The organism is Halalkalicoccus tibetensis (assembly GCF_037996645.1).
In the GTDB taxonomy this organism is placed as follows: Archaea; Halobacteriota; Halobacteria; order Halobacteriales; family Halalkalicoccaceae; genus Halalkalicoccus; species Halalkalicoccus tibetensis.
Genome location: NZ_JBBMXV010000004.1, coordinates 282,045 through 308,247, shown reverse-complemented (window position 1 = coordinate 308,247; position 26,203 = coordinate 282,045). Strand labels below are relative to the sequence as shown.

28 protein-coding genes are annotated in these 26,203 nt (G+C 68.2%); 9 read left to right on the top strand and 19 right to left on the bottom strand.

Translation table 11 applies throughout. From position 1 onward, the window contains the following. Positions 1 to 4: 4 nt before the first annotated feature. The 4 genes from WOA58_RS14440 to ggt form a co-directional block, all read right to left on the bottom strand. A complete protein-coding gene (locus tag WOA58_RS14440; RefSeq protein ID WP_340604963.1) occupies positions 5 to 2,692 on the bottom strand; it encodes a TRAP transporter permease in 2,688 nt (895 codons plus the stop codon). A gap of 1 nt (position 2,693) precedes the next feature. Continuing rightward, positions 2,694 to 3,191 (bottom strand): DUF1850 domain-containing protein, encoded by a 498-nt coding sequence (locus WOA58_RS14435; protein WP_340604962.1) that lies wholly within the window; start codon positions 3,189 to 3,191, stop codon positions 2,694 to 2,696. A gap of 20 nt (positions 3,192 to 3,211) precedes the next feature. Then, positions 3,212 to 4,255, bottom strand: coding sequence for a TAXI family TRAP transporter solute-binding subunit (locus WOA58_RS14430; protein ID WP_340604961.1), 1,044 nt, complete (start codon positions 4,253 to 4,255; stop codon positions 3,212 to 3,214). Between the two features lie 139 nt (positions 4,256 to 4,394). Further along, a complete protein-coding gene (ggt, locus tag WOA58_RS14425) occupies positions 4,395 to 6,149 on the bottom strand; it encodes a gamma-glutamyltransferase (RefSeq protein ID WP_340604959.1) in 1,755 nt (584 codons plus the stop codon). Between the two features lie 137 nt (positions 6,150 to 6,286). On the opposite strand from ggt, the gene WOA58_RS14420 reads away from it, so the two are divergent. Continuing rightward, positions 6,287 to 6,655, top strand: a complete 369-nt coding sequence (locus WOA58_RS14420) for a hypothetical protein (protein WP_340604958.1) — start codon at positions 6,287 to 6,289, stop codon at positions 6,653 to 6,655. On the opposite strand, the gene WOA58_RS14415 is transcribed toward WOA58_RS14420, so the two are convergent. Then, the gene (locus WOA58_RS14415) at positions 6,652 to 6,861 is read right to left on the bottom strand and encodes a hypothetical protein (RefSeq protein WP_340604957.1); all 210 of its coding nucleotides are present in this window, start codon (positions 6,859 to 6,861) and stop codon (positions 6,652 to 6,654) included. The two genes, WOA58_RS14420 and WOA58_RS14415, sit on opposite strands and share 4 nt — an antisense overlap. A gap of 23 nt (positions 6,862 to 6,884) precedes the next feature. Then, positions 6,885 to 7,112, bottom strand: coding sequence for a hypothetical protein (locus WOA58_RS14410; RefSeq protein ID WP_340604955.1), 228 nt, complete (start codon positions 7,110 to 7,112; stop codon positions 6,885 to 6,887). Between the two features lie 71 nt (positions 7,113 to 7,183). Here WOA58_RS14410 and WOA58_RS14405 point away from each other — a divergent pair, with 71 nt between their 5' ends. After that, a complete protein-coding gene (locus WOA58_RS14405) occupies positions 7,184 to 7,732 on the top strand; it encodes a DUF6663 family protein (protein ID WP_340604954.1) in 549 nt (182 codons plus the stop codon). A 56-nt stretch (positions 7,733 to 7,788) separates the two neighbouring features. After that, positions 7,789 to 8,211 carry a peroxiredoxin gene (locus WOA58_RS14400; RefSeq protein ID WP_340604953.1) on the top strand — a complete coding sequence of 141 codons (423 nt, stop codon included), beginning with the start codon at positions 7,789 to 7,791 and terminating at the stop codon, positions 8,209 to 8,211. Here the strand turns inward: WOA58_RS14400 and WOA58_RS14395 are convergent. The 3 genes from WOA58_RS14395 to WOA58_RS14385 form a co-directional block, all read right to left on the bottom strand. Beyond that, the gene (locus WOA58_RS14395; RefSeq protein ID WP_340604951.1) at positions 8,208 to 9,113 is read right to left on the bottom strand and encodes a glycerophosphodiester phosphodiesterase; all 906 of its coding nucleotides are present in this window, start codon (positions 9,111 to 9,113) and stop codon (positions 8,208 to 8,210) included. The genes WOA58_RS14400 and WOA58_RS14395 overlap by 4 nt on opposite strands. 129 nt (positions 9,114 to 9,242) lie before the next feature. Beyond that, complete coding sequence (locus WOA58_RS14390; RefSeq protein WP_340604950.1) at positions 9,243 to 9,608, bottom strand: hypothetical protein; 366 nt, start codon at positions 9,606 to 9,608, stop codon at positions 9,243 to 9,245. Between the two features lie 27 nt (positions 9,609 to 9,635). Next, positions 9,636 to 12,011 (bottom strand): ATP-dependent DNA helicase, encoded by a 2,376-nt coding sequence (locus WOA58_RS14385; RefSeq protein WP_340604948.1) that lies wholly within the window; start codon positions 12,009 to 12,011, stop codon positions 9,636 to 9,638. An 85-nt stretch (positions 12,012 to 12,096) separates the two neighbouring features. Here WOA58_RS14385 and WOA58_RS14380 point away from each other — a divergent pair, with 85 nt between their 5' ends. Next, the gene (locus WOA58_RS14380; RefSeq protein ID WP_340604947.1) at positions 12,097 to 12,498 is read left to right on the top strand and encodes an SRPBCC family protein; all 402 of its coding nucleotides are present in this window, start codon (positions 12,097 to 12,099) and stop codon (positions 12,496 to 12,498) included. Here the strand turns inward: WOA58_RS14380 and WOA58_RS14375 are convergent, their stop codons facing one another. The 3 genes from WOA58_RS14375 to WOA58_RS14365 all read right to left on the bottom strand — a co-directional run bounded on the left by WOA58_RS14375 (position 12,499) and on the right by WOA58_RS14365 (position 14,838). Next, positions 12,499 to 13,542 (bottom strand): hypothetical protein, encoded by a 1,044-nt coding sequence (locus tag WOA58_RS14375; protein ID WP_340604946.1) that lies wholly within the window; start codon positions 13,540 to 13,542, stop codon positions 12,499 to 12,501. A gap of 35 nt (positions 13,543 to 13,577) precedes the next feature. Then, positions 13,578 to 14,153 carry a flavin reductase family protein gene (locus WOA58_RS14370; protein WP_340604944.1) on the bottom strand — a complete coding sequence of 192 codons (576 nt, stop codon included), beginning with the start codon at positions 14,151 to 14,153 and terminating at the stop codon, positions 13,578 to 13,580. A gap of 64 nt (positions 14,154 to 14,217) precedes the next feature. Next, complete coding sequence (locus WOA58_RS14365) at positions 14,218 to 14,838, bottom strand: VOC family protein (protein WP_340604943.1); 621 nt, start codon at positions 14,836 to 14,838, stop codon at positions 14,218 to 14,220. A gap of 168 nt (positions 14,839 to 15,006) precedes the next feature. On the opposite strand from WOA58_RS14365, the gene WOA58_RS14360 reads away from it, so the two are divergent. Further along, a complete protein-coding gene (locus WOA58_RS14360) occupies positions 15,007 to 15,351 on the top strand; it encodes a winged helix-turn-helix transcriptional regulator (RefSeq protein ID WP_340604942.1) in 345 nt (114 codons plus the stop codon). Positions 15,352 to 15,367: 16 nt separating this feature from the next. Here the strand turns inward: WOA58_RS14360 and WOA58_RS14355 are convergent, their stop codons facing one another. Both WOA58_RS14355 and WOA58_RS14350 read right to left on the bottom strand, forming a co-directional pair. Further along, entirely contained in the window at positions 15,368 to 15,823 is a 456-nt protein-coding gene (locus tag WOA58_RS14355) for a DoxX family protein (RefSeq protein ID WP_340604940.1), read from the bottom strand. A 56-nt stretch (positions 15,824 to 15,879) separates the two neighbouring features. Next, the gene (locus WOA58_RS14350; protein WP_340604938.1) at positions 15,880 to 16,914 is read right to left on the bottom strand and encodes a tyrosine--tRNA ligase; all 1,035 of its coding nucleotides are present in this window, start codon (positions 16,912 to 16,914) and stop codon (positions 15,880 to 15,882) included. A 97-nt stretch (positions 16,915 to 17,011) separates the two neighbouring features. Here WOA58_RS14350 and WOA58_RS14345 point away from each other — a divergent pair, with 97 nt between their 5' ends. The 3 genes from WOA58_RS14345 to WOA58_RS14335 all read left to right on the top strand — a co-directional run bounded on the left by WOA58_RS14345 (position 17,012) and on the right by WOA58_RS14335 (position 19,417). Continuing rightward, positions 17,012 to 18,289 carry an MFS transporter gene (locus WOA58_RS14345; protein WP_340604936.1) on the top strand — a complete coding sequence of 426 codons (1,278 nt, stop codon included), beginning with the start codon at positions 17,012 to 17,014 and terminating at the stop codon, positions 18,287 to 18,289. A gap of 61 nt (positions 18,290 to 18,350) precedes the next feature. Continuing rightward, positions 18,351 to 18,785 carry a hypothetical protein gene (locus WOA58_RS14340; protein ID WP_340604935.1) on the top strand — a complete coding sequence of 145 codons (435 nt, stop codon included), beginning with the start codon at positions 18,351 to 18,353 and terminating at the stop codon, positions 18,783 to 18,785. Positions 18,786 to 18,814: 29 nt separating this feature from the next. Then, on the top strand, positions 18,815 to 19,417 hold the full coding sequence (locus tag WOA58_RS14335; protein WP_340604934.1) for a HalX domain-containing protein: 603 nt from the start codon (positions 18,815 to 18,817) through the stop codon (positions 19,415 to 19,417). On the opposite strand, the gene WOA58_RS14330 is transcribed toward WOA58_RS14335, so the two are convergent. Further along, positions 19,414 to 20,559, bottom strand: a complete 1,146-nt coding sequence (locus WOA58_RS14330) for an acyl-CoA dehydrogenase family protein (RefSeq protein ID WP_340604933.1) — start codon at positions 20,557 to 20,559, stop codon at positions 19,414 to 19,416. The two genes, WOA58_RS14335 and WOA58_RS14330, sit on opposite strands and share 4 nt — an antisense overlap. A 104-nt stretch (positions 20,560 to 20,663) precedes the next feature. Continuing rightward, positions 20,664 to 21,329 (bottom strand): O-methyltransferase, encoded by a 666-nt coding sequence (locus tag WOA58_RS14325; protein ID WP_340604932.1) that lies wholly within the window; start codon positions 21,327 to 21,329, stop codon positions 20,664 to 20,666. 154 nt (positions 21,330 to 21,483) lie between these two features. Between WOA58_RS14325 and WOA58_RS14320 the strand changes: the two genes are divergently transcribed. Then, positions 21,484 to 22,479 carry an arsenic resistance protein gene (locus WOA58_RS14320; protein ID WP_340604930.1) on the top strand — a complete coding sequence of 332 codons (996 nt, stop codon included), beginning with the start codon at positions 21,484 to 21,486 and terminating at the stop codon, positions 22,477 to 22,479. Here the strand turns inward: WOA58_RS14320 and WOA58_RS14315 are convergent. From WOA58_RS14315 to WOA58_RS14305, 3 genes are all read right to left on the bottom strand, one after another. After that, the gene (locus tag WOA58_RS14315) at positions 22,476 to 23,747 is read right to left on the bottom strand and encodes a M20 family metallo-hydrolase (RefSeq protein ID WP_340604929.1); all 1,272 of its coding nucleotides are present in this window, start codon (positions 23,745 to 23,747) and stop codon (positions 22,476 to 22,478) included. The two genes, WOA58_RS14320 and WOA58_RS14315, sit on opposite strands and share 4 nt — an antisense overlap. Positions 23,748 to 23,809: 62 nt before the next feature. After that, positions 23,810 to 25,033, bottom strand: a complete 1,224-nt coding sequence (locus WOA58_RS14310) for a PQQ-dependent sugar dehydrogenase (protein ID WP_340604928.1) — start codon at positions 25,031 to 25,033, stop codon at positions 23,810 to 23,812. A 41-nt stretch (positions 25,034 to 25,074) separates the two neighbouring features. Beyond that, a complete protein-coding gene (locus WOA58_RS14305) occupies positions 25,075 to 26,112 on the bottom strand; it encodes an NAD(P)-dependent alcohol dehydrogenase (RefSeq protein WP_340604926.1) in 1,038 nt (345 codons plus the stop codon). Positions 26,113 to 26,203 lie beyond the last annotated feature (91 nt).

Genomic DNA, 26,203 nt, shown 5'->3' with positions numbered 1-26,203 from the left:
TCGCTCAGTCGGTCGCCGTACCCGTGCCGGTCGATTGGGCCTCGCCCTCCTCCTGGCTGCCCCGGTTGAGCCACAGCAGCGCGGCGAACAGGACGACGCCCGCCCCGCGCAGCCCGAGGTCGAGCGCGAGCGTATCGAGGACCAGCCAGATCCCCGTCACCGCACGCCCGACGTCCTGGACGAGGAGCAACAGCAGCATCGGGGCCATGAGCATGACCGAGCTCAGGCCGAACAGCAGGCGGTGGGCGTTGGGGACCTCGCCCCCGTAGTAGCCGATGATCGCGACGCCCATGGCATAGACGCCGACGAACATGCCGAGGATCGGGATCACGACCTCGGGGATCGAGTACGAGAGGTCGAGCAGGTCGCCCGTCCCGAGGATCTCGCCGTCACGCAGCAGCAGGATGCCCGGCGAGAAGACGAACGCGAAGGGGACGAGGATCTTGTTCAGCGAGAGCAGGAAGGCGATCACGCCGGTCTTGAACTCCTCGGCTTTCGCGACCCCGGCGGCGGCGAAGGCGGCGATCGCGACCGGCGGGGTGACGTCGGCCATCAGACCGAAATACAGCACGAACAGGTGAGCCGCGAGCAGGGCGAGCCCGAAGTCCTGCAGGGTCGTTCCGAGCATCGAGATGATGATGATGTACATCACCGTCGTCGGCATCCCCATCCCGAGGATGACCGAGGAGACCCCGACTAGCAGGAGGAGCAGGAGGTAGGAGTCGCCGCTGACCGCGCGGATGAGCGCCGCGAGGTTCGGACCGAGGCCGGCGACGGCGATCACACCGGGGATGACGCCCGCGGCGGCGACGGCGATCACGACCGTCGTCGCGGTACGCGCCCCCGAGTCCATCGACTTGACGACGAAGGTCGTGAAGCGCCCGAGCGTCGAGGTCGTCAGGCCGGGCCGGCCGACCCGCTCGCCGACGTCCTGTGCGGCCGAGTCGACCGCCGGATCGAGGTCGAGCAGCGGCGACTCGCGGTCGGGATCGGCGAGCAGGAACAGGAGGCTGACGACGAGCGCGATGACGCCGAAGGAGCCGATCGTCGCCTCGAACGCCCCGCCGAAGGAGCCGGCGCCGTCGCCGGCGCCCGTTACGAGGCCGGCGAGGCCCGTCCCCGTGAACAGGTTCGCGGCGAACTCCCCGATCGTCAGGACGGCGACGGTCGCGAGCAGCGCCAGCCGCGTGCGCTCGTTGTAGGCGGCGATCAGCGCGATCAGCGCGACGACCGCGACGATGGTGAGCCAGCCCGAGCGCCCGATCGAGAGGCGAAGGCCGATCAGGAAGTACAGCAGGAGGACCAGCGGGAGCAGGTAGAACCAGCCCTGAACGAAGTGCTCCTTGAGGTTCGCGAGCTCCGAGCGGTCCAGCCCGCCGATCCCGTGTCGCGAGGCCTCGAGGTGGACCATCACCCACATCCCGAAGAAGAAGGCGATCGCGGGCAGGGTGGCGGCGATGATGACCTCGCTAAAGGGCGTGCCGGTGAACTCGACGATGAGGAAGGCCGCGGCGCCCATCACCGGCGGGAGCAGCTGGCCGCCCGAGGAGACCGAGGACTCGACGGCCCCGGAGAACTCCGGCGAGTAGCCCGAGCGCTTCATCAACGGGATCGTGAACGCCCCGGTGGTGACGGTGTTTGCGACCGACGATCCGGAAAGCATCCCCATGAACCCGCTCGCGACGACGCTGGCCTTCGCGGGGCCGCCCGTCCGGGTGCCCGTCAGCGAGTAGGCGAGGTCGATGAACCACTTGCCCGCGCCGCTCATCTCGAGGAAGGCGCCGAACAGGACGAAGACGTAGATGAACCGGACGCTGACCTGCACGGGCGTCCCGAAGACCCCCTGATCGGTGAACCAGAGGTCCCGAACGATGCTCGTCCAGGCGAGTTCGGGGATCGCGAGCGCGCCCAAGTAGGTGAGATCCGTCGGCAGTAGGTACCCCCAGCGCGCGTAGACGATGAACATCGCAACCAGCGTCATCAGGAAGAACCCGAGCGTTCGTCGAGTGGCCTCCAGCACGAGCAGGATGCCGATGACGCCGACGATGAAGGCGTAGGAGATCTCGTCGAGCGGGAGCCCGACGGCCGTGAACAGCGAGACGACCGGTTCGAGGACCGGGTAGACCTCGTTCAGCGGGTCCCCGGAGCCGAGGCCGGCGAAGCGGATGCTCTGGACCTCGTCGAACTGTCCGAGCATGTAAAGCGGCGACATGAGCGCGAGCAGGATGAGGACGACGTCGACGGGCGTGACGCGATCGCGCCCGCGGTCCATCGCCGCCCAGCCGACGACGTCAGAGACGCGGGTGACGGCCCGCGTGGCCGCGCTCTCGGCACCGAGGCGCGCCCGGATCCCGTCGACGAGCCCGCGCCCGGCGCGCGCGACCCGCCCGTCGCCGGTCGAGGTCGGAAAGAGCAGGAAGGCGAGTACGAGCGCGAAGGCGACGTGGATCGCGTCGCGCTGGAGCTGCTGGAGCGAGGTGAGCGTGTACTGGAGGTCGGTGAAGGGGACCGCGAGGTAGAACGTCGGCCCGCGGGCGACGAGCCAGACCTGATAGGTCGAAAAGAGGATCCCGACCACCGCGACGAGGATCGCCGCCCGACCGGTCAGCGAACGCTTTCGTTCGATCTCCTCGAGCAGCTCTTCCTGTTCCTCCGCGGATAGCGCCTCGTCGCTGAGTGATTGGGATGCCATATCAGGTGGGGTCGCGGTCGGTCACGGTGATCGAGACGGAACCGTCGGCGAGGGCGACGAGGTCGTAGGTGGTATCGTTTACGGTCAGCGTGTGGCCCGCGATCTCGCCCGGCGAGACGACGATCCGTTCGTGGGTGCCCTCGGTCTCGGTCACGAACCGTCCGTCGTCGGTCCGTTCGACGTCCGCGTTCGAGGGCAGACCCGCCCCGTAGGACTCGAAGACCATTCGCGTGGATTCGAGTTCGTATCCGTCTACCGTATAGACGTCGGAGACGGGCGTCCGCTCGACGCTGTGGGTGTACTCCAGACGGACCTCGTCGTCGTTCTCGACGGGCTCGTCGATCAGTACGGAGCCGTCCTCGTCGGTCACGACCAGCCGCTGGGTGTCCTCGGAGAAGGGCGCGACGGCGGCGGAGCCGACCGACAGCACCAGCAGCGCTACGAGCGCTACGACCGCCGTACCCGCGACCCCGATGACGAGTCCGCGCTGTCTATCCATTCAGTGCCCGGTAGGGTCGGTCAGCCGAAGTACGCCTCGGCGCCGGGGTGCAGGTCGATCGACATGGCGTCCTGGGCCGAATCGAGGTCGATGAACTCGCCCTTGGTGTCGATCCCCTCCTCGTTGTCGAAGATGGCGGTCGTGACGTCCTCGACGATCCCCTCGTCGAGGTCCTCGCGAGTCGCGATCATCGCCTGGACCGAGACCGTCTCGACGTCCTCGTCGACGCCGTCGTAGGTGCCGCCGGGGATGGTGTCCTCGGCGAACCACTCGGCGTCGTCGAGCAGCGCGTCGCGAGTCTCCTGGTCGAGGTCGAGGATCTCGATGTCGGTGGTGGTCGCGAGGTCCTCGACCGCGCCGACGGGCCAGCCGCCGACGACGAACGCCGCGTCGACGTCGCCGTCGCGGATCTGGTCGCTCGCGGTGCCGAACCCGGCGTTCTGCTCGTTGAAGTCGTCGGCCGACAGCCCGGCGGTCTCGAGGATCTGCAGCGCGTTGACCTGCGTCCCGCTGCCCAGGTCGCCGGTGTTGACCGTGCTGCCCTCGAGGTCCTCGAGGCTCTCGACGCCCGCGTCGGGGTTGACGACGATGTGGATCGTCTCGGGATACAGCGTCGCGACCCCGCGGAGGCTCTCGACGGGGTTGCCCTCGAACTCGTCGATCCCGGTGCCGTTGACCGCGAAGTAGGCGATGTCGTTCTGGATCAGCGCGAAGTCCGCCGTCCCCTCGTTGAGGCTGCCGACGTTCTCGACCGAGGCCCCCGTCGACTGGACCTGCAGGACGTGGGGCGTGTTGTCGTCGACGACGTTCTTGATCTCGCCCGACAGCGGGTAGTAGGTCCCGTCGGTCCCCCCCGCGTGCCAGGTGATGCGCTCGCCGCCCTCCTCTGGCTCGTCGTCCTCGCCGAGGGTCTCCTCTCCCTCCTCGGCCTCCCCGTTCTCCATCTCCTCTTCCTCGTCGTCCTCGGGCTCTTCGCCGACACAGCCGGCAAGCCCGATGACTCCCGCGGCACCCGCGGCTTTCAGAATCGTCCGCCGATCTACTGACGCAATATCACGCGACATACACGTTAATGACTCCGGCCACAATATATATGTATCGGGAGATGACTGCAGCTGGCTGTTCATTCCGTGTATTTTTGGATAAAACAAGCCGGCACGCCGTTCACACCGATTTCGGGTCCGGGGAGGGGGCGGTCCGCGGTCAGCGCTCGCCCAGCCCGACCGCGAGCCCGTCGCGGGTCGGATCCGCCGCCCCTTCGTAGTCGTCGTTCGCCCGCAGCATGTTCACGTTCCCGATCGGGCCGGGCTCGTCGCCCCACTCGTTGCCGAGGTCGGCGGCTTCCTCGCGAGCCTCCTCGGGGATCCCCTCCTCCCACAGCTGGATCGCCGGCGACTCGGGCGCGTAGATGCTCGGCTCGTCGATCGCCCCGGCGAGCGGGAGGTCGTACTCGACGTGGTGCAGGATCGCCTGCACGACGGAGGTGATGATCGTCGGGCCGCCGGGCGAGCCGACGGTGAGGAACGGCTCGCCGTCGCGGGCCATGATCGTCGGGCTCATGCTCGAGAGCGGGCGCTTGTTCGGCTGGACCTCGTTGGCGCCGCCGGGCTCGGCGTCGAAGTCGGTGAGCTCGTTGTTGAGCATGAAGCCGTACTCGGGGACCATGATCCCCGAGCCGAACAGCTGCTCGATCGTCGTCGTGTAGGAGACGAGGTTGCCCTCCGAATCGGCGACGGTGAAGTGTGTCGTCTCGCCGACCGCGCGCTCGGTCGGGCGGCTCGCGGAGGCCGCACCGCCCGACTGGTAGGCCCACGGGTCGCCCGCCTCGGGCTCCTCGTTGAGCGAGTCGGGACCGATCAGCTCGCGGCGCCCGGCGACGTAGTCGGGATCGAGCAGCCCCTCGGTGGGGACGTCGACGAACTCGGGATCGCCCATGTACTCCGCGCGATCGGCGTAGGCCAGCCGCATCGCCTCCGCGAGCAGGTGGTACTTCGTCCCCGAGCGGACGTCGTAGGTCTCGCCCAGATCGAACCCCTCCAGTAAGTTGAGGATCTGGATGACCGTCAGCCCGCCCGAGCTCGGCGGGGGCATCGAGTAGACCTCCGCGCCGCGATAGTCCCCCTCGACGGGCTCGTCGACGGTCGCCCCGTACCGACAGAGGTCCTCGAACGTCATGCTGCCGCCCGCCTCCCCTACCGCGTCGGCGATCGCGCGGGCGATCTCGCCCTCGTAGAACTCGCGAATCCCCCGGTCGCGCATGAGCCGGAGGGTGTCGGCGAGATCGGGCTGCTCCAGCGGATCGCCCTCCGCGAGGGGCTCGCCGTCCGGGAGGAACACCTCGCGGGCGGCGTCGTTGAACTTCCACTCGTCCTCGACGATCCGCTCGGCGAGATAGCGGTCGACCTCGGTCGCCTCCGCGAGGGAGATCGCGGGGTCGATCAGCTCCTCGATCGGCAGCGAGCCGTAGCGCTCGGCGGCGAGTTCGAGGCCGCTCGGCGTCCCCGGGACCCCGATCGCGTCCCCGTGGGTGTGGCGCTCGTCGAACGGGATCGGCTCGCCGTCGTCCAGAAACATCTCCGGATCCGCGCCGGCCGGCGCGCGCTCGCGGCTGTTGACGATCTCGACGTCGTCGGCCTCGGCGTCGTAGTACAGCATGAACCCGCCGCCGCCGATCCCCGAGGAGTGGGGCTGTGTGACCGTCAGCGCGAACTGGACCGCGACGGCGGCGTCGACGGCGTTGCCGCCCGATCGAAGCACCTGTGCGCCGACCTCGCTCGCGGCCGGGCTGACCGAGACGACCATGCCGTCCGATCCCGTCGCGACGGCCCCGCAGTCGACGCCGGCCGCCTCACAGGTCGCCCCTTCCCGTGCCCCGACGGCCCGCGTCGCGAGCGGGAACGCCGCGGTCGCGGCCGCACCCCCCAGAAACCGCCGCCGGCTCAGATTCCGTACTCTCATTCGGTTGTTGTTATCTCTCATGCATCGTTGAATGTCGTCCCTGACGACGTATCTCTAACTCTTTGATTCATACAACAATCAGCAGATGAAATAGCGAAGGCCAGCAGATTGAAGGCGCTCGCGGCCGTTCTCGGCACATGAGCAGCGAACCGGCGTTCGAGATCCCCGTCCGTCCCGAGTGCGAGTACCACGACGGCGGGATCACGCGCTCGGGCGGGACGGTGTTCTCGCTGGTCCCCGCCGACGGGTGCGTCGGCGAGCGCCTCGGGCGGGTGCTCGACCGCGAGCGCTACACCGCCGGCGACTGGTTCGACCTCCCCTCGCCGGTCTATCTGGTCCACGACCGCGAGCTCGGGACCGTCTTCCGGGTCGTCGGCTATGACGACCGGGTGGAGCTCCACGTCACGACGACCACCGAGTCGCGGGGGCTATGCGCCTTTTACGACGCCCTCGAGTCCGAGAGCGACGTTCCCTGGACCGTCGACCGCGAGGCGACGGAGGCTTAGTCCGACCGGCGCGGGTCGTCCGAACCCCCCAGCAGGACCCGATAGACGACGTAGCCGACCAGCAGCGCGAAGGCGGCGAGCGAGAGGGTTTCAATGAACAGCACTACCGAGTAGAACAGCCGCGTGAGGACACGGATCGCGACGAACCCGCCGAGGACCAGGACGGTGAACGCGAGCCCGCCCAGCGCGGCGCCGAGTCGTTCCATGTCACGAGGGCGACGCCGAGCCACTAACGCTCGTCGATGTCCCGTTCCATCGGCCGGATCCCCGTGACCGAGAGGAGGGCGGCGACGAGGAGGACGACGAGGACGAGGAGGGCGCCCAGCCCGACGGGCGCCGAGAGCAGCGCCGCGGTCCGGTCCCCGAGGAACAGCCGGGTCGAGCCGCGGATCACGAAGGTGAGGAAGACGAGGCCGAACGCGCCCAGCCCCCACCGCACGAACGTCGACTGCTTCATGGCGGGACTGAGCGTGCCCGGCGTCTCACTCTTTCGGTCGGTTTATCGGGCCCCCCGAGCTATGGCGGCGTATGCAACCGACGACGAGCGGGACCTACCGGGTGCTCGACGACCCCCACGGGGAGTGGCTGCTCGTCGACCGTGAGACGACCGACGTCATCGCCGCGACCGGCGGCGACCTCGAGGCGGGCAACCTGATCGAGGCCACGGTCGAGTGGGACGACGGCGACGCGCGGATCGCCGAGGCCACGGTCAGTGCGGCGACGCGTCTGTACTTCGTCCGGGAGGTGACGGACCTCTTCGAGGTCGCCCGCGAGCTCTGTCGCGACGCCCGGGACCAGGGCGAGGGCGTGCTCGGCGAGACGACCTACAGCACCGACAACGAGCCCAACGGCGCGGTCTACGCCTTCGCCGAGCAGCCGGGCGCGCGCGACGTCTGGGACGAACTGCGTACGGGAGCGATCCCGCTCGAACCTCTCATCGACCGGCTGGGCGACTTCTCGCCCGAACCGTACGAACTGTTCGTCCTCGACCCGGTCGACGAGCCGTTCGTCGTCGTCTACCTCGTGCCTGATCCCGATTCGATGCTCGCGGAGACGGTCAGGGACACGTATCTCTGAGGGAACAGGGACCCGAAAACCACAAGCGGTTTTCCCCGAGCGCGAGAAGGGCGGGCATGCTCGAACCCGGCGCCGATGCCCCCGAGTTCACCCTCGAGAACCAGCACGGCGAGCCCGTGAGCCTCGCCGACCTCGACCGCGCGGTCGTCTACTTCTACCCGCGGGCCGATACGCCCGGCTGCACCACGGAGGCCTGTGGCTTCCGGGACTCCTGGGACGAGTTCGAGGAGCGCGAGGTCGATGTATTAGGAATCAGCGATGACCCCGTCTCGGATCTCGAGGCGTTCGCCGAGGAGTACGACCTGCCGTTCGAACTGTTGAGTGACCCCGACGGCGAGGTCGCGTCGGCCTACGACTCCTACGGCGCGAGCAGCGCGGCGCGCAACACCTATGTCGTCGAGGACGGCGAGGTCACGGCGGCCTACGAGGGCATCTCGCCCGATGGCCACGCCGAGGAGATCCTCGCGGAGCTCGATTAGTTTCGCGCGCCCCAGCGAAGCAGCTCGGAGTAGTCCGTGATGAGGCCGTCGACGCCGGCATCGAGCAGGCGCTCGCACTCGTACCAGGTGTTTATCGTCCAGACGTTGACCGGCACGCCCAGATCGTGGGCCTCGGCGACGAGGTCGACGTCCTCGTATCCGTCGTCGAAGAAGGGCGTCCCCTGGATCATGTCGAGCGGCGGGTTGATCGCCTCGCAGTCGTACTCCTCGGTGACGGCCAGTCCCTCCTCGATCGACTCGTCGAGGAGGTAGGCCGCCGGGATCGACGGATCGATGTCGCGGACCGCCGCGAGCGCGCCCTCCCAGAACGTCGAGAACAGCAGCTCGTTATCGTGGTCGGTCGCCACGTCGACCACGGTCTCGAGCCAGTCCCACTCCCCGCGCTCGGCTTCGGGATCGTCGACCCGCCCCCACTCGACGTCCGGGGAGCCGGCCTTGACGTCGACGTTGACCCCGATCCCCGCGGGGATCGCCGCCATCGACTCCTCCAGGGTCGGCACCGTCTGGCCGCTCTCGAGGACCTCCGCCGAGAGGACCGTGTCGGCGAACTCCTCGTAGATCACGCCCTCGGTGTCGGTCAGGTCGCCGAGCTCCTCGTCGTGGAAGACGGCGATCTCGCCGTCGCAGGTCGGGTAGACGTCGAGTTCGATCCAGTCGGCCCGCCTGCGGTCGGCCGCGTCGTCGGTGCTCCCTTCGGAGGCGAACTCGAAGGCGCTGACGGTGTTCTCGGGGTGGATGTCCGCGAACCCGCGGTGGGCGACCAGCGTCGGCCGGCCGCCCACCTCGAGGTCGTCCTCGTCGGCGCTCGCGCTCACCGTCCCGACCGCGGCGGCGCCCAGGGCGGCCCCCGCGCCAGCGACGAACGTCCGTCGGTTCAGCATACTGGGTATCTCTCGCATAGCGAGCGAACCATTCGCGGCGGACCGGATGAATCTAACTAATAGAATGCTATAATTCTATAGTTCGGTGTATGGACGTCGGGATCGGAACCCTAGCGCGAATGTGGGCGCTCAGGTCGTCGACTCCTCGAGCGTGTCGAGCACTCGCCCCGAGAACTCGACCTCCGAGAGTTCGCCGTCCTCAAGCGCCTGGAGCCACTCCTCGTCCATCCGCCAGCTACCCCGTCGATGCCCCTCGTCGACGTCGCTCACGGTCGCCTCGATGGTGGTCGGCTCCCAGCCCTGGTCGATGACGTCCCGGAAGACGTTGATGACCTTCCCGATCTGCTGGTGGGGGACGCCCGCGCCGGGAGCGAGGGTCTCGTACTCGAGCGCGAGCCGGTCTTCCTCCCGATCGGCCTCCTCGACGTAGACGCCCTGGCTCATGAGCCGGCTGCTGACCTGTTCGAGGATCTCGTCGTCGGTTTCGAGCGGCATACCCCGAGTTGGGGCGCCCGCCTATAGTCAGTGGCGCTCCCAGAACCGTTCGAGACCGAACCCGAGCATGTCAGAGCTCACCGGCTGGAACTCCTCGCGCTCCTCGTCGGGGAAGTGCTCGCGTACCCCGTCCCAGGACTCGCGGGCGTAGCGGGCGTCGAGCAGCACGCGGGCGCCGACCTCGTCGGACCCGCGAATGACCCGTCCGATCGCCTGGCGGGCCTTGCGCACCGCGGGGACCGTCAGCGCGTATTCGAAGCCTTTGGCGGACGCTGACGCGCCCGCCTGACCTCCCGAGGTTCCCTCGGGGACGTCGCCGAACGCGCGGTCGTAGGCGGTCCTGACGGCCTTCGTCCGCGGGCTCGCGGTGTTGATGATCGGGACGCCACAGATCACGGCCGCCGAGAGGCGGTCCCCGCTGTAGTCGACACCCTCCGTCAGGGTACCCCGGAGGCTCGTTACCAGCACCTTGTCCTCGCCGTCGAAGAACTCGTGTTTCAGGGCCTCCGTCCGGCCGTCGACGGAGCTCTCGTCGAGCAACACGGGTTTCTCGACCCGGGCTTCGAGCTCCGAGGCGGCCCAGGTCGCCTCCGCGTAGTTGGGCATCCCGACGAGCACGTTGCCGGGGCTTTCCGCGACCTCGGCGAGCAGATCGCCGTAGAGCCGGCGGACCGACGAGTCCTCGGCGGGGTCGCCGCGGTTGCCGTAGGTGAACTTCGGGGCGTCCACCGCGAAGCTCGCGCGGTTCTCCGCGGGGAACTCGAGGGGGAAAGTCCGCTCGACGACCGGGCGGTCCTCCGCGAGCGCGTCGAGGCCCGTCACCTCCCGGAAGACGTCGATGGGTTCGAGGGTCGCGCTCATCAGCACGCCGCCGCCGAACTCCGCGAGCCGGTCGCCGATGACGTCGCCCGGCACGCAGTTGAACAGCGCCAGCCGGGCGCTGTAGGCCCGGCGCCACGAGCCTTCAGGCTCCATCCCGTTCCAGGTCCGCTCGAGCTCGATCTCCCGGAAGTAGGTCTCGTGACCGGCCTGGTACCAGCCCCCCAACAGCCGACCGACCGCGGGGGTCGCCCGCGTGCGTTCCTCGTCCTCCGCCGTGTTGAGGATCCGCTCGACGATCGCCCCGACGGACTGGGCACGCACCCAGGTCCCGCCGTCGTAGCCTGCCTCCTCGGCCCACTCGGAGATCGCGTCCCGTTCGGGTTTTTCGGGGTCGCGAAGCGGGATCTCGTCGTCCGGGAGCGCCGTGAGGTCGGCCTTCCAGCCCCCGTGTTCGCGGTCGAGGTGGGCCTCGACCCGCCGGTCGAGCTCCTCGCGCAGGTCGGCGAGAAACGCGCGCAGCTCCTTGCACTCCGCGAGGGTGACGTCGCTGTCCTCGAGCTCCTCGCGGACGAGCCGTGCGTCGGCGGTGTCGCCTCCGACGGCGTCCCGCTCGCCCATCTCCGCGGCCTGGACCACCCGCGTGAGCTCCGTTTCTGCGTCCCGCAGCGTGGTATCGGCCACCCCGTCGCTGACCAGATCCCGCACGCGCGGTTCGAGCATATGGGCCTCGTCGCAGACCAGGAAGGTCGACTCGTCGAGCAGCGCGCCGGTGAACGATCCCGCGGTGAGGGGGTCGAACGCGTGGTAGTAGTTGCCCACGCAGACCTCGACCTCCGGGATGAGCGCGCCCATCATCGAATGGGGGCAGGTGCCGTAGGAGGCCGACAGCTCCACCAGCTCCTCGGGCGTGAGGTGGCCCTGTTCGGTGAGGTCGAACGGCACCGCCTCGATCGCGTCGCCGTCCTCGGGCAGGTCCTCGAGGTACTGCGCGTAGAAGGGACAGTACTCGACGTCGTCGTGTTCGGGCATCTCGCGGGGATACGGCGTGGGCTCGCCCGCGGTCTCGAGAAAGTCGGTCCCCGAGCCCCCGCTGTCGGCCAGCCCGATCTGCTGGCTCCTGGCCTCCGCGGCCAGCGCCTGGCCGCTCGTCTCGCCGCCGTCGCCGACGAGCGCGCGCGTCCTGTCGCGGAGCGTCTCACAGCGGTCGTAGACGTTGTCGTCGTCGATCCCGCCGGCACCCTCGCGGTTATACGGACAGACGTCTCCCTTCCCGACCAGCGTCAGCCCCGAAACCGGGTCCCAGTCGTCGGGCAGGTTCGCGTTGATCGTCTCGAGGTCCGTCTCGAACTGCCGGAGCTGCTGTTTGACGCTGGTGAGAACGACCACCCGCTCGTACTCGCTGTCGGGGTCGCGCACCCGGTCGATCCCGGCGGTGAGCGCGAGCATCGTCTTCCCGGTCCCACAGGCCCCCTCGAGGACGGTAAAGCCGCGATCCTCCGCGGTCTCGATCGCGGTCTCGATACCCTCCGCTTGGCTCTCGTAGGGCTCCTCGTGTCCGAAAACGTCCTGCCAAGCGGGCATGGGAGATACTCCCCGTGGGCGCTGCATAGACCTGTCGAACGATGGGGCGGCGACCGTATTTGAACCTTCGGCGCCACGGACGGGCATGGATCGATGGCCGGACGTACTCGGAACCGCCGGGGGCTCGATCGACGTCACCCGACCCATCGACGCGCCCGCAGAGGACGTCTGGAAGCTGCTGGTCGACACGCGCTACTGGCCCGAGTGGGGCCCCTCGATCACCGACGTCGAGTGCCGGGACCGCGAGATCCGAACCGGCTTGACGGGTCGGGTTCGACTCGTCGGCGGGATCCGGGTCCCCTTCGAGGTCACCTACCGCGACGCCTACCGCTGGACGTGGGCGGTCGCGGGGATCCCGGCGACGGGCCATCGGGTCGAGCCGCTCAACGGGAGCTGTCGGGCGGTCTTCGAGGTGCCGCTGCTCGCGGCGGGCTACGTCCCCGTCTGCCGGCTCGCGCTCTCGCGGATCGCCGACCTCGCCGAGTAGCTACCGGCGAAAGCCCTCGGGGGCTTCGGGCGGCGAGAGCGGGCTCGTCGGGAGGTCATCGGCGACCTCGGGATCGTTGTACGCGCTCGGGGCGACGTCGTTCGGGGTGTCGGGATGGAACAGCGCGGCCAGCGCCTGGATCTGCCCGCGGCCGACGTCGAGCTCCATCTGGCCGCCGCCGTACATCGTGATCCCGCGCTCCGCACAGAACTCGACCGTCTCGAACAGCGACTCGATCGATCCGAAGCGCGAGGGTTTGACGTTCAGCCACGACGGCTCCCACGGGAGTCCCTCGACGTTGCCGAGCCCGTGGATCGGCGCGTCCCACGAGACCCGGTCCTCGTGGCCCTCGAACACCGGGCGCGTCTCGTCGGTCAGCGCGGGGTCCTCGATCACGGCCTCGGGAAACCCCTCGACGACGCGTCCGTAGAGGTCGGGATCGGGCGCCTGGTCGACCTCCGTCCCCTCGTACTGGCCTTTGAGGTCGAGGATCCGCACGGCCCCGGTCTCGGCGAGGCGTTCGATCAGCTCATCGGTCCAGTCACTCGTGGGGTCGAGCTTGAACTCCAGATCGGGGTCGTTCTCGAGGAAGCGCTCGACGCGGTCGAACGTCGGCGGATCCCCCAGTCGGGTGCTGGCGACGAAGCGGACGGGGTCGTAGCTCCGCCCGAGCGCGCTCGCCAGATCGGTGCCGGCCTGCCGGAGCGCGAGGTCCAGCGCGGCGCTCTCGAAGCCCCACCGCCGGTAGTTCCGGAAGTCCTCGCGGCCCGGCCCCTCGGGGAAGAGATCGAGGTCGCCGACGTGCTCGGAGAACTCCGCAATAGTGTAACTACCGGCGAGGTCGGGCGGACCCGCCTCGTGCAGCGCGTCGTGGTCCTCGGTCTCGTAGGTGACGTCCTCGCCCTTGCCCGTCTCGCCGCCGCCCGACAGCGAGATCACGGTGGTGACGCGGGTGAAACCGCTCGAAGTGTCGCGCTCCCGGCGCTCGAGCGAGACGTCCTCGATCCCGAGGATGAGCTGCGAGACCGCGTCGTAGAGTGCCATACCTCCCGTAGAACCGCCAGCGGCTTAATTCCCGATCAGGGCGGGCGTTCCATCGAGAACCGGTCGCGCGTGCTCGCATAATAGCTACCTGAAAGCCGCCCCACGGCGTCGAGCTTCGTCACGTCGACCTTGTCCTCTGTGGTCGCGTCCTCGGCGACGTGCGCGTAGACGACCTCGCCGAGCACCATCGTCGAGCGCCCGATCTCGACGAAGTCGTGGAGTTCGCACTCGAAAGCGACCTTCGCGTCGGCGACCCGCGGAACGTCGACCCGGACGCCCTCGGCGCGTTCCAGTCCGGCGTGCTCGAATTCGCTTCCCTCGACAGTGGCGCTGGTCGCGTTCATCGCCTCCGCCAGCTCCATCGTCACGACGTTGACGACGAACTCCTCGCTGTCGAGGACGTTCCTGGGCGTATCCTTCAAGTCCTCGCCGATCCCGACGGGCGCGAACATCACCACGGGAGGGTCGACCGAGACGACGTTGAAGAAGCTGTAGGGCGCGAGGTTCTCGCCGGCCTCGCCGCGCGTGCTCACCCAGGCGATGGGCCGGGGGATCACCGAACCCGCGAGCAGCCGGTAGGCCGAGTCGAGCTCGTCGACGTCTATTTCCATCTCAGGCCCTCCGAAGTCCCAGCCATGCCGCTCCCCTGCTCGCGCCCGACCGTCGAGGGAGGGATCATCGGTCGTAGCCCGCGCCGGTCGGGGCGTCGGGCAGGTCGTAGGGGTCGACCTCGATCCCCAGCTCCTCCAGGGCGGCCTCCATGTGCTCGTCGTCGACGTAGTCGGCGCCCGCCTCCATCCGGACGCGCTGGGCGGTCGCGAGCACCTCGGCGCGGCGATCGTCGGGAACGCGGAACTTGTCGGTCGCGAACTCGAGCACCAGCCCGTTGTGATCGCGGGTGTAAACCGAGTGGAACGCCCCGCGGTCGAACTCGTTGTAGCGGTGGTCGGCCTCGTCGAAGGCCTCCTTGGTCTCGGCGAAGCGCTCGGGTTCGACGCTGAAGGCGAGATGGTGAACCGCCCCGATCCCAGTGCGTTGGGGGCGGGGGTCCGACTCGCGGTCGTCGCTCACGAAGAAGGTGAGGATCCGTCCGTCGCCGGTGTCGAAGAAGAGATGGGTGACCTCCGGCTGGTCGAGGTTGGGCTGGCGCAACACCAGCGCCATTCCGAGCAGGTCGCGGTAGAACGCGACGGTGTCGGCCTCGTTGCTGCCGATGAGCGTGATGTGATCGGTCCCCGAGAGCCTGATCGGGCTGTCGGGTAGCTCGGCGGTCACGGGTGTGGTATCGTCGGCCATGGTCTCACTGTTGGGTGTATCCGTTTTCATATGTTTTCTGCGTACCGGTTCCCGCGGTGCGCGACGGGCACGTCGCGCTCTCCGGGAACCAAGTAACGTTCTGTAACCTGCTATACGATACGAACCTATATATCGGTTCGCGGACCTACCGGATATCAGGTAACACCGATGTCATCCGCCACCGATTCCGAGACAGGGGCCGAACGCGAGGGAGGCGAGGAGGGACCCTGTGCGGTCGTCGACTCGCTGGGACAGATCGGCTCGCAGTGGCGACTGGTCGTGCTGCACGACCTACAGGGCGGCGAGAAGCGCTTCAACGAGCTCAAGCGCTCGACGGACGCGAACTCCCGGACGCTCTCGCGGGTGCTCGACGACCTCCGAGATCTGGGATTCGTCGACCGTCGTCTCGAGGAGGATGCCCCGGTCGCGACCTACTACAGCCTCACCGAGAAGGGGAGCTCGCTCTGTCCCGTCTTCGACGAGATCGAGTGCTGGGCCGAGGAGTGGCTATAGGGAGCCGACCGACGCTCTACAGCGCGTAGGGCCAGGCGACCGAGCCGAGCGCCAGCAACAGGAGGGTCGCACCCAGCAGGGTCGTGTTCTTCATGAAGTGGACCAGCTCGCGTTCCTGCTGTCCTTGGGGAACCTTCCAGAAGTCGTGCATGATCGGCGTCGCCACGAGCAGGAAGGTCGCGAGCGCGCCCACCGAAAGGATCGGAGCCACGCCCAGGACGGTCCCGAGCCCGCCGAACAGCAGCATGCCGCCGGTGAAAAGCACCGCGCCACGCGGCCGCGGGACGCCCTTCGAGTCGGCGTACTGGGTCATTCCGTCGGCGTCGAGGAAGTGGTTCAGCCCGTTGAACGCGAGCACGCCGCCGAACAGGACCCGGCCGATCAGGAACAGTTCGGCGGCAAGCGGGGCGTCGAACGCGGTGCTCTGGAGGACGATCGCAGCAGCTTCCGGCACCAGGGAGTCAGAGGCCATCGTGATCCCGGCCTATGTGGTCGCCCGTTATGACTCCTTTCTCCTGTCCGGGCGGCTCAGTCGTGGCTCTCGGGGTAGGCCTCCGCGAGCAGCTCGGGCTCGGCCTCGAACCGTTCGCGGATCGGCGCGATGACCTCGGCGATCGCTTCGCCGGTCGCGATCTTCAGGTCCTGGGGGTGGAGCTCGCCGGAGACGAACTCCGACTCCAGGTCGCCGTACTCCTCGTAGACGATGTCGCCGCCGTACTCCTCGGGGCGCTCGACGACGAACGGCTCGCCCGCCTCCGCGAGGATCGGGAAGACGAGGTGTTCGAGGTACTCGAGGACGCCGTTGTCCTCGACCTCGCCCTGCGGGCAGTACGCGCCCTCGATCTTCTCCGCTACGGTGTCGGGGTCGTCGGTGAGGTTGACCTTCGAGCCGGCCTCGCTCGCGCTCATCTTCCCGCCCGAGAGTCCCGAGAGCAGCGGCGCGAACAGACAGAGCGGCTTCTCGTGGCCGTGTTCCGGAAGGACCTCGCGGGCGAGCATGTAGATCCCCCGCTGGTCGATCCCGCCGTAGGCGATGTCGGCGTCGAGCGCGGCGACGTCGAGGCTCTGCATCAGCGTGTAGACCAAGCCACCCAGTTTGGGGTTCTCGGACTGGCGGACGACCTCGCTGCCGGCGCGCTGAGCCCGGCTGATCGTCGTGTCGGCGAGCAGGCGATAGAGCTCGAGGGTGTAGGGCTGTTCGAGCTGGAACTCCGTGCCCTCGACGAACTCGATGGCCTCGGGGTCGGCGCCCGCGGCCTCGACCATCGCCTCGATCGCGGTCCGGTAGTAGACGGAACGCGCCTCGAGCAGGTCGAAGGGGCTCTTCTCGTCGTCGAGGTGGGCGTGGAGGTCGGCGATCAGCACCGTCACGTCGATATCGGCCCTGAGGAAGTCGGCGAGCTTTCGGATGGTGGTGAAGTGACCGATATGCATCTCGCCGGTGGGTGCGTAGCCGATGTAGACGCTCGGGTCGGGCTCCTCGAGGAGTTCCTCGAGCTCCTCCTCGGTAACGACCTCGTCGGTGTGGCGGGTGACGAGGCGCTTTCGCTCCGCGGTGTCCATACCGGGGAGAGCCAACCGACCGGGGTAAATGGTTCGGTCTCCCGGCTGCCCGGATCCGTGGGGCTAAGTAGGTCCGCGGGCCGACTAGGGGTACCGAATGGCGCTTGACGCGAACGATCGGTCGATCGCCGGCTTCACGATGGCGGGCCACTCGCTGGTCCACTGGTTCGAGACCTCGATCCCGATCTTCCTGGTGGTGTGGCTCGCGGAGTTCGACGTATCGATTCTCCTGTTGGGGCTCGTCCTCGCGCCCAGCTACGGCCTCTTCGGCTTCGGCGCGCTTCCGGCGGGGATCCTCGCCGACAAGTACGGCACCAAGCGACTGATCCTGCTCTGTCTGGCCGGCATGAGCCTCGGTTTTCTCGTCCTCGCGCTCGCGACGGGCATCTACGCCGTCGCCGCCGGCCTCCTCGTCTGGGGACTCGCCGCGAGCGTCTATCACCCCGCCGGGCTCTCGTTGATCTCGACGGGCGTCCGGGAACGGGGCACCGTCTTCGCCTACCACGGCATCGCGGGCAACGTCGGCATCGCGCTCGGCCCCTTCGTCGCCGCGACCCTGCTGATCTTCCTCCAGTGGCAGCTCGTCGCCGCCCTGCTCGCGATCCCCGGCTTCCTCGCCGTGCTCTACGGCCTCTCGGCCGATTTCGACCCGACCGGCGCGGTCGAGGGGATGGACGCCGCCGACGCGAGCGACAAGGCGCTGTCGCTGTCGGACCTGCTCGGGAACACCCGCACGCTGTTCGCGAGCGCGTTCGCCGTCGTCTTCGTCATCGTCACCTTCGAGGGGCTGTTCTATCGGGGGATGCTCACCTACCTGCCCGAGATCCTCGAGGGGCTGCCCGCCCTCGAGGGCTTCGCCGTCGGCCCCGACCTCGAGGGGATCGAGCCCTCGCGCTACATCTACGTCGGCTTCCTCGTGGTGGGCATCGTCGGCCAGTACGTCGGCGGGAAGCTCACCGACCGGATGGCCCCCACTCGTGGGTTGCTCGCGATCTTCGTCGTCCTCGCGGCGCTGGCGCTCGCGTTCATCCCCGTGAGCACGATGGGCATCGCTCCCCTGCTCGTTCTCTGTGGTCTGCTCGGCTTCTTCCTCTTCGCCATCCAGCCGTTCTATCAGAACGCCGTCGCGGTCCACACGCCCGCCGACACCCGCGGGCTCTCGTATGGCTACACCTACCTCGGTGAGTTCGGCCTCGGCTCCGCGTCGATCGCGATCGGGGGGTTCCTGCTCGACGCCTTCCCGCTCGCGACGTTCTTCGCCGTTCTCGCGGCGTTCGCGCTGACCGGCGCCCTCCTCTCGGCCGGGCTGATCGCCTTCCTCGACCGGTTCGAGTCGTCGCGCCCCGTCGAGGAGGCCGGCGCGGACGACGACTGATCGCCGATCGCCCGACCCGGGCGGGAAACAGGGTTTTGTCGGCCCGTCACGTGCCGAAGGCGTGTACACCGGCAAGACCGAACAGCCCTGCTGTCTCTGTGACGACCCCGAGACCGTGGCGCGCCTCGACCTCCCTCCGCGGGCCATCAGGCGGATGAAACACGCCGACGCCATCGCGTGGCAGGACGTCGTCGGCGAGGTGTCGATCCATTTCTGTGCTGACGACTGGGAACTCGTCAGCGAGCTCGTCCTCGAGACGGGGATGAGCCCGCTGGGGCGGTGTAACGTCGCCCGGGCCTCCTTCGATCTGCGCGAGGACTTCGAGGCGATGCTCTCGCGGACCCGGGAGGTGCCCGATCACGCCCCGATCGAGAGACGGATGCGTGCCGAAAGCGAGGCCGTGCTCGAGGAGGTGGGTACCCACGAGCGCCGCGCCCGGGTCGAAGCCCGGATCATCGAGCGCGTCCTCCCCCGCCCGCAACGGGACCGACGCTGACGCCATCCGCGAGCTTATATATCACCGGAATGAAGCACGACGAGAAGATGACCTCCGACGCCGATCGACCCGTCGTACTCGTCGCCGACGACGAGCCCCAGCTCGCGAAGCTGTTCGCGACGTGGCTCGAACGTGAATGGGAGGTACGGATCGCCCACACCGGCGAGGAGGCGCTCGAATCGATGGACGAGGAGGTCGCGGTCGTGCTGCTCGATCGGCGAATGCCCGACATCTCCGGCGACGAGGTGCTCGCGGCGATCCGAGAGGAGGGCTACGACTGTCGAGTGGTCATGGTCACGGCGGTCAACCCCGATATCGACATCGTCGAGATGGAGTTCGACGACTATCTGGTCAAACCCGTCGGGAACGAGGAGGTCATGGGGACCGTCGAGCGGGTCCACGCCCGGAGCGAGTACGACGAGGACATGCGCGAGTACTACAGCCTCGCCTCGAAGCGTGCGGTCCTCGCGACCGAGAAGCCACACGAATCGCTCGAGCGAAACGAGGAGTTCCGCGAGCTCGAGCGCCGGCTGACCGAGCTCAGGGAGTCGATCGACGGGACGGTCGCGGACCTACGGACCCACGAGGAGTTCGCGGCGGCCTTTCGCGAGCTCGAGGACGACTCGGATTAGCTCTGGCGGTAGATGAGGTTGCGCTGGATCTCGTTTGCGCCCTCGTAGATCACCGGGATGCGCACGTCGCGGTAGACGCGGGCGATCCGCCAGTCGGTGAAGATCGACCGGCCGCCGTGGAGCTGCATCCCGCGCTCGGCACAGAAGTTCGCCACCTCGGTCGACTTCGTCTTGGCCATCGCCGCCCAGAGGCCGGCGTCGTCGTTCTCGGCGACCCGCTCCGCGGCCCGCCAGTTGAGCGCCCGGGCGGCCTCGAACTCCATGCGCATGTCCGCGAGGATGTGCTGGACCGCCTGGAAGTCGTTGACCGTGCGGCCGAACGCCTCCCGGTCGTGGACGAACTCCCAGGTCTCCTCGATCGCCGCGGCGGCCATCCCCAGCCCGTGGCCGCCGACGACGATCCGGCCGTGGTTGAAGAACTCCGCGAGCATGTAGAAGCCGCCACCCTGGCTCCCGAGCAGGTTCTCCTCGGGGATCCGGCAGTCGTCGAAGACGATGTGGCCCTGTTTCGAGGCGCGCATGCCCATCTTCTCGGGAATGTGTTCGGCCTCGTAGCCCGGCGCGTCGGTCGGGACGATGAACATCGAGTAGTTCGAGTAGCGGTCCTCGCCGTCGCCCGTCTTCGCGTAGACGGTGAGCCAGTCGGCCTCGACGGCGTTGCCGACCCAGTACTTCTCGCCGTTGAGCACCCACTCGTCGCCGTCCTTCTCGGCGCTGGTGGTCATGCCCGCCAGGTCCGAGCCGGTCTGGGGCTCGGAGACCGCGAGCCCGGAGATCTGCTCGCACTCGGCGACCGGCCGGAGGAACTCCTCCTTCTGCTCCTCAGAGCCGTACTTCTCGACGATCTCGCAGCCGAAGCTCGCGAGCATCATCGTCAGCCCGATCCCCGCATCGGTCCGGTAGAACTCCTCGGCGATCGCGAACATCTGGTAGATGTCGAACCCGCTCCCGCCGTACTCCTCGCCGATGTCCTGAGCGACGAGCCCGGCGTCCTGGCCGGCCTCGAGGATCTCCCAGGGGTACTCCCCCTCCCTGAAACACTCCTCGGCGTTGGGGGCGATGTGCTCGTCGGCGAACTCGCGGGCTTCGGCTTTGACCTCGCGGGCGTGTTCGGGGACGACGCCCTCGTCAAGTAGCTCCATAGTTCCTCATTGATTCGGAGGAACAAATAGCTCCTGAAACGAGGAGGAACGGATCGTACGTTTATCGTTTTCGTGGGACATGGCCCGGACGGGCTACCGAACGCTTACCCCTCGAACCGGCTGACCGCGATCCCCTCGCCCAGCGGGAGCACCATCGTCTCGAAGGCCGGGTCGGCGCGAACGGTATCGAGGTAGTCGGCGACGCCCCGGGTCCCCTCGTTCATCTCCACCGACTGGCCCTCGAAGTGGGCCAGCAGGTCCTCGAAGACCACCGCGCTCCCGGCGCTCATCGTGTTGTCGGCGATCACGACCGCGCCGGGGGCCAGCTTGTCCCGAACCGCCTCGAGGGCCTCGGGGTACCGGTGTTTCTGGTGGTCGATCAGCACCGCGTCGAACGGGCCGTCGTAGCGCTCTATCGTGTCGAGGGCGTCGCCCAGTTCGTAGCTCGCCAGGTCGTCGTAGCCGCCCCGGGAAAGGTGCTCGCGGGCCATCTCCAGTTCGTCCTCGTCGACCTCGGTCAGAACGATCTCGCCGTTCTCGGGCAGCGCGTCGGCGAACCAGTACGCCGAGTAGCCGTAGCCCGAGCCGAACTCGAAGACCGACTCAGCGCCAGCGAGGCGGGCGGTCAGACGGAGAAAGCCGCCGACCGCCGGGCCGACGTGGGGGAAGCCGTTCGCCTCCGCGTACTCGTCCATCTCCTCCAGCACGTCGTCGGGCTGTGGGCCGGCCGCGCGAACGAACCGGAGCACGTCGTCTGCGAGGTGTGCCATGTCGGATCTACAGCGCCGCGGATCAAGAAACCGGCCCGTTCGACGCCGGTTTCGATGCCGGCACGCTGTTCACCCGTTCCGTCGACTCGCTCGTCGGAACGGGTGGTTTACGGAAGCCACAGCCTTACCCAGGCTCGAGAACTACGGTTCGGTAGTGGACTTCGTCGAGAAGTATCAGACGGTCTTCGTCCTCCTCGCCATCGTCGGCGGACTGGCGCTGGGACAGTTCCCCGGTGTTCCCGCCGTTGCGGACCGACTCATCCTCCCCTTCCTAATGGTCATGCTGTTCGCCGCCTTCGCGGGGATCTCCTTTGCCCGACTGCGCGATGCGTTCGGGAACCGCCGGGTCGTCGGATCGAGCCTGCTTCTGAACTTCGTCTGGAGCCCGCTTCTGGCCGTGGTCCTCGGCGCGGTCTTCCTTCGTGACCACCCCGCGCTCTGGGTCGGGCTGATCATGCTGATGGTCACGCCGTGTACCGACTGGTACCTGATCTTCACCGACATCGCCGGCGGCGACGTCCCGCTCGCGACCTCGATCCTCCCGTACAACCTCGTCCTCCAACTGATCCTGCTACCGGCGTACCTGTACGTGTTCGCGGGCGCGCTGGTCGAGCTGCCGCTTGGCGTGCTGCTCGAGAGCGTCGTGCTCGTGCTCGTCGTCCCGCTCGTCCTCGGCGGAGTCGCCCGATGGGGTCTGATCCGTACGAAGGGCTCCGAGTGGCTTACTCGGAGGTTTCTCCCGAAACTGAGCCCGATCCAGATCGTCTTTCTGAGCCTCGCGATCGGCGCGATGTTCGCCTCACAGGGCGAGGTGATCGTCGAGAACCCGGAGCTGCTGGCCCTGCTCGCGATCCCGGTCGTCGCCTTCTACGCGATCAACCTCGCCGTCGGCTTCGGCGTCGGCAGCGTGCTGTCCTTTTCCTACCGCGAGATGGTTTGTTTCAACAACACGATCCTCTCGCGCAACTCCCCGACGGCGCTCGCGATCGCGGTCGTCGCCTTCCCCGACCGGCCGCTCATTCCGTTGGCGCTCGTGATCGGCCCGCTGCTCGAACTCCCGCTTCTGGGGCTCATCGCCCAGCTCCACCTCGCGATCCGGAACCACGACCGGTGGCCGCTCGATCCCGCGGGGCTGCTCGGCCGGAATTAGCGAGTCGTATCCGAAAACGTCGTCCCCGCGAGCCGCGCCATCCCGCCCGCGAGCACCTGCGTCGCGGTCGCACAGTCCTCCCAATCGGTCCACTCCTTGGGCGTATGCGAGTAGCCGTCCCGCGAGGGCGCGAAGAGCAAGCCGGCGTCGGTGACGCGCGCGACCTGCATCGTGTCGTGGGCCGCTCCCGAGTGCATCGCCATCGTCGTGATCCCCGCGGCCTCCGCGGCCCCGCGGGCCGCGTCCCGACAGCGCCCGGCCATCGAGACGGGCTCGACGTCGAACTCCCTCGTCAGCTCGGTCTCGACGCCCCGCTCGGCCTCGAGGCGCGCGAGGCTGGATCGTGCCCGCGAGACGATCTCGTTCATCGAACCGTACTCGACGTCACGGACGTCGACCCCGCATTCCACACGACCGGGGACGACGTTGGTCGCGTTCGGCTCGACCGAGTGGCTGCCGACGGTCCCCACGGCCGTCTCGCTTTTCCCCACGACGACCTCCTTTGCCGCGCGCTCGACGTCGAGGACGAACTCGCTTGCGGCCGCCAGCGCGTCGGTCCGATCCCGCATGGGAGTGGCCCCGGCGTGGTTCGCCTCGCCCCGGACGGTCACGTCACAGTGTGTGATCCCGGTGATGTCGGTGACGATCCCGACGGGGACGCCGACGGTCTCCAGCCGCTCGCTCTGCTCGATATGTAGCTCGAGCCACGCGTCCCAGCCCGCGGCGTTGACCCGGCCCTCGCCGCGAAAGCCGATCTCCTCCAGAGCCCTTTCGAGGCTCACCCCGTCGTCGTCCTCCAGCGCGAGCGCCTCCTCGACGCTTCGCTCCCCGGCGGCGACCGACGAGCCGAGCATCCCCGAGCCGAACCGGCCGCCCTCCTCCTCGGTGAAACAGACGACGGCGATCGGGCGATCGGGCTCGGCGCCGGCTTCCCGCATCGTGCGGACGGCCTCGAGGGCGCCGTAGGTACCTAAGGGACCGTCGAAGATCCCGCCCGCGGGCACCGAGTCGAGGTGGCTGCCCGCCGCGACGGGCTTCGCGTCGGGGTCGGCGCTTTCGGGCGTCCACCGGCCGACGACGTTGCCGACGGCGTCGACCCGGACCTCGAGGCCGGCGTCCTCTAAGCGTTCGACGAGGTACTCACGGGCCCGCCCGTTGGCCTCGCTCGCCGCGGGCACCGTCCGCCCCCGTCCCTCCTCGCTCTCGATCCGCCCGAACTCGGCGGTTCGTTCGATGTCCTCGCGAAGCCGGTTCTGATCGACGTTCATACCCCGTCTGCAGAGCGCGGCACAATTACCGTTGTGTCTTTCGGGCCGATCCGACGGCTCGATCAGGCGGGTTGCAGGCGAACGATCGGGGCGTCCCCGCCGTCGACGGCCACGTAAAGGTGGCCCGTCCCGGGTGCGACCGCCACGTCACGGACTCGCCAGCCCTCGTCAGCCAACAGGGGATCGAGTTCCTCGACCTCCCGACCGTCGACCGAAAACCGCCCGAGATACTCGCCCGCGAGGTTCCCGACGAACAGATCCCCCTCCCAGTCGGGGAACGCCTCGCCGTCATAGAAGGTCATGCCGGCGGGCGGAAACCCACCCGAACCGCACTCCCAGTGATAAACGGGCGCAATGGTGTCTTCGCGCTCGTCGGGGTCCTCTCCCACGGGGTCGTCCGTGCCGTACGCACAGCCGTAGGTCGCGACCGGCCAGCCGTAGTTGCCGCCCGCCTCGATCACGTTGATCTCGTCGCCGTCCTCCTCGCCGTGTTCCGACTGCCAGATATCGCCCGTCTCGGGACGGACCGTCATCCCCTGTGCGTTCCGGTGCCCGTAGCTGTAGATCGTCTCGACGAACCCCCCTTCCCCGATAAAGGGGTTGTCCTCGGGAACCGACCCGTCGAGCGCCAATCTGAGCGTGGTTCCGAGTTCGTTCGTCGTGTCCTGTGAGACGTGGTCGGGGCCGAACTCCCCCGACTGGCGGTCCCCGACGGTCATGTAGAGCGCGTCGTTTTCGACGACCATCCGCGAGCCGTAGTGGCCGTCCGAATCGACGAACGGCTCGGCGACGTGGAGCTGCTCGAACTCGTCCAACAGACCCTCCTCGGGCTCTAGGCGACCCCGGCCGAGACGGGTCGTCGATTCGCCGGCGTCGTTGTCGTCGGAGTAGCTCAGGTAAACCCACGGCTCGTCGGGGTAGTCGGGGTGAAGCACGGCGTCGAGCAGGCCACCCTGGCCGGCGGCATAGACGTCGGGACCTCCCTCGATCGACTCGACGGAACCCGACTCGGGATCGACGACCGACAGCCTGCCCTCGCGCTCGGTGACGAGCATCCCCCCCTCGGGGAGGAGCTCGATGGCCCACGGGTTCGCGAACCCTTCGGCGACGGTTTCGACGTCGAATTCGGTGGTTTCCTCTCTGTCGTCGCCATCGTCGTCACTGCCTCCGGAACTCGGTTCGTCGTCCGAGGAGTCGACACAGCCCGCGACCGAGAGCGTTCCGACCGCGACGGCAGTACGAAGGAATCGGCGCCGGTTCGTCGTGTGTCGGGCGCGCTGGTTCACGCACGACTGTTGGAGGCCGACCGTATCACGGTTGTGGCGGGCTATGGAACGATGACGGCCCGGCCCTCGATCTCGCCGTGTTCGAGCGCCTCGGCGACCTCGTTGATCTCGTCGAGGCCGTACTGGGCGGTCTCCAAGTGCATCTCTCCGCCCTCGACCAGCGCGACGAGCTCCTGGAGCTCGGTGTACTTCCCGACGATGTTCCCGACGAAGGAGAACTCCCCGTTGACCAGCGCCTGGGAGGGTTCGTGGATGTGTCCCCCGTAGCCGATGACGTGGTGCTCGCCGCCGGGCGCGACGATATCCGGGGCGAGCGCCGTCGTCCCATCGGCGCCGACGAAGTCGAGCACCTGCTCCGCGCCCGCGCCGTCGGTGATCGCCTCGATCGCCTCCGCGACGTCCTCGTCGCCGGAGTTGATCGTGTGGTCCGCCCCGAGCCGGTCGGCCAGCGAGAGCGCCTCGTCCTTGAGGTCGACGGCGATCGTGGTCGTCGCGCTCATCGCGTCGATCGCCTGCAGCCCGATGTGGCCCAGGCCGCCGATCCCGATGACGACCGTGTAGCTACCCGGGTAGAGGTGCGGGACGGCCTTGCGTGCGGCGTGGTACGCCGTGATGCCGGCGTCGGCGTGGGGCGCGATCTCGACGGGGTCGACGTCGTCCAGCCTGATGGTCGCGCGCTCGGAGGTCAGCAGGTAGTCCGCGAACCCGCCGTCGACGTTCAGCCCCGGGAAGACCGCGTTCTCGCAGTGCATGTCCTCGCCGAGGCGGCAGGCCCGGCACTGCCCGCAGGTCACGTGGGGATGACAGAGCACCTTGTCGCCGACCTCCACGGTTGAAACCTCCTCGCCGATCTCTACCACTTCCCCGGCGTTCTCGTGGCCCAGCGTCATCGGAAGCTCCTGGTCGACGTAGTCGGTCCACATCCCCTCGATGATGTGGTTGTCCGTCTGGCACCAGCCCGCCCCCTCGACCTCGACGACGACGTGGTCCGACCGGGTCGCCTCGGGCCGGTCGACCTCCTCGATCGTGAGACCCTCGTCCATCTCCTCGGTGTACTCGTGGAGTCGCGCCGCTTGCATGATACGGTAGACAACACCCGGCGGCGTCAAAAGCGTTCCCGAGGGGCGAACGTGACGAACAGTGGCCCATGTGAAGAGAGACGGTGCTCCG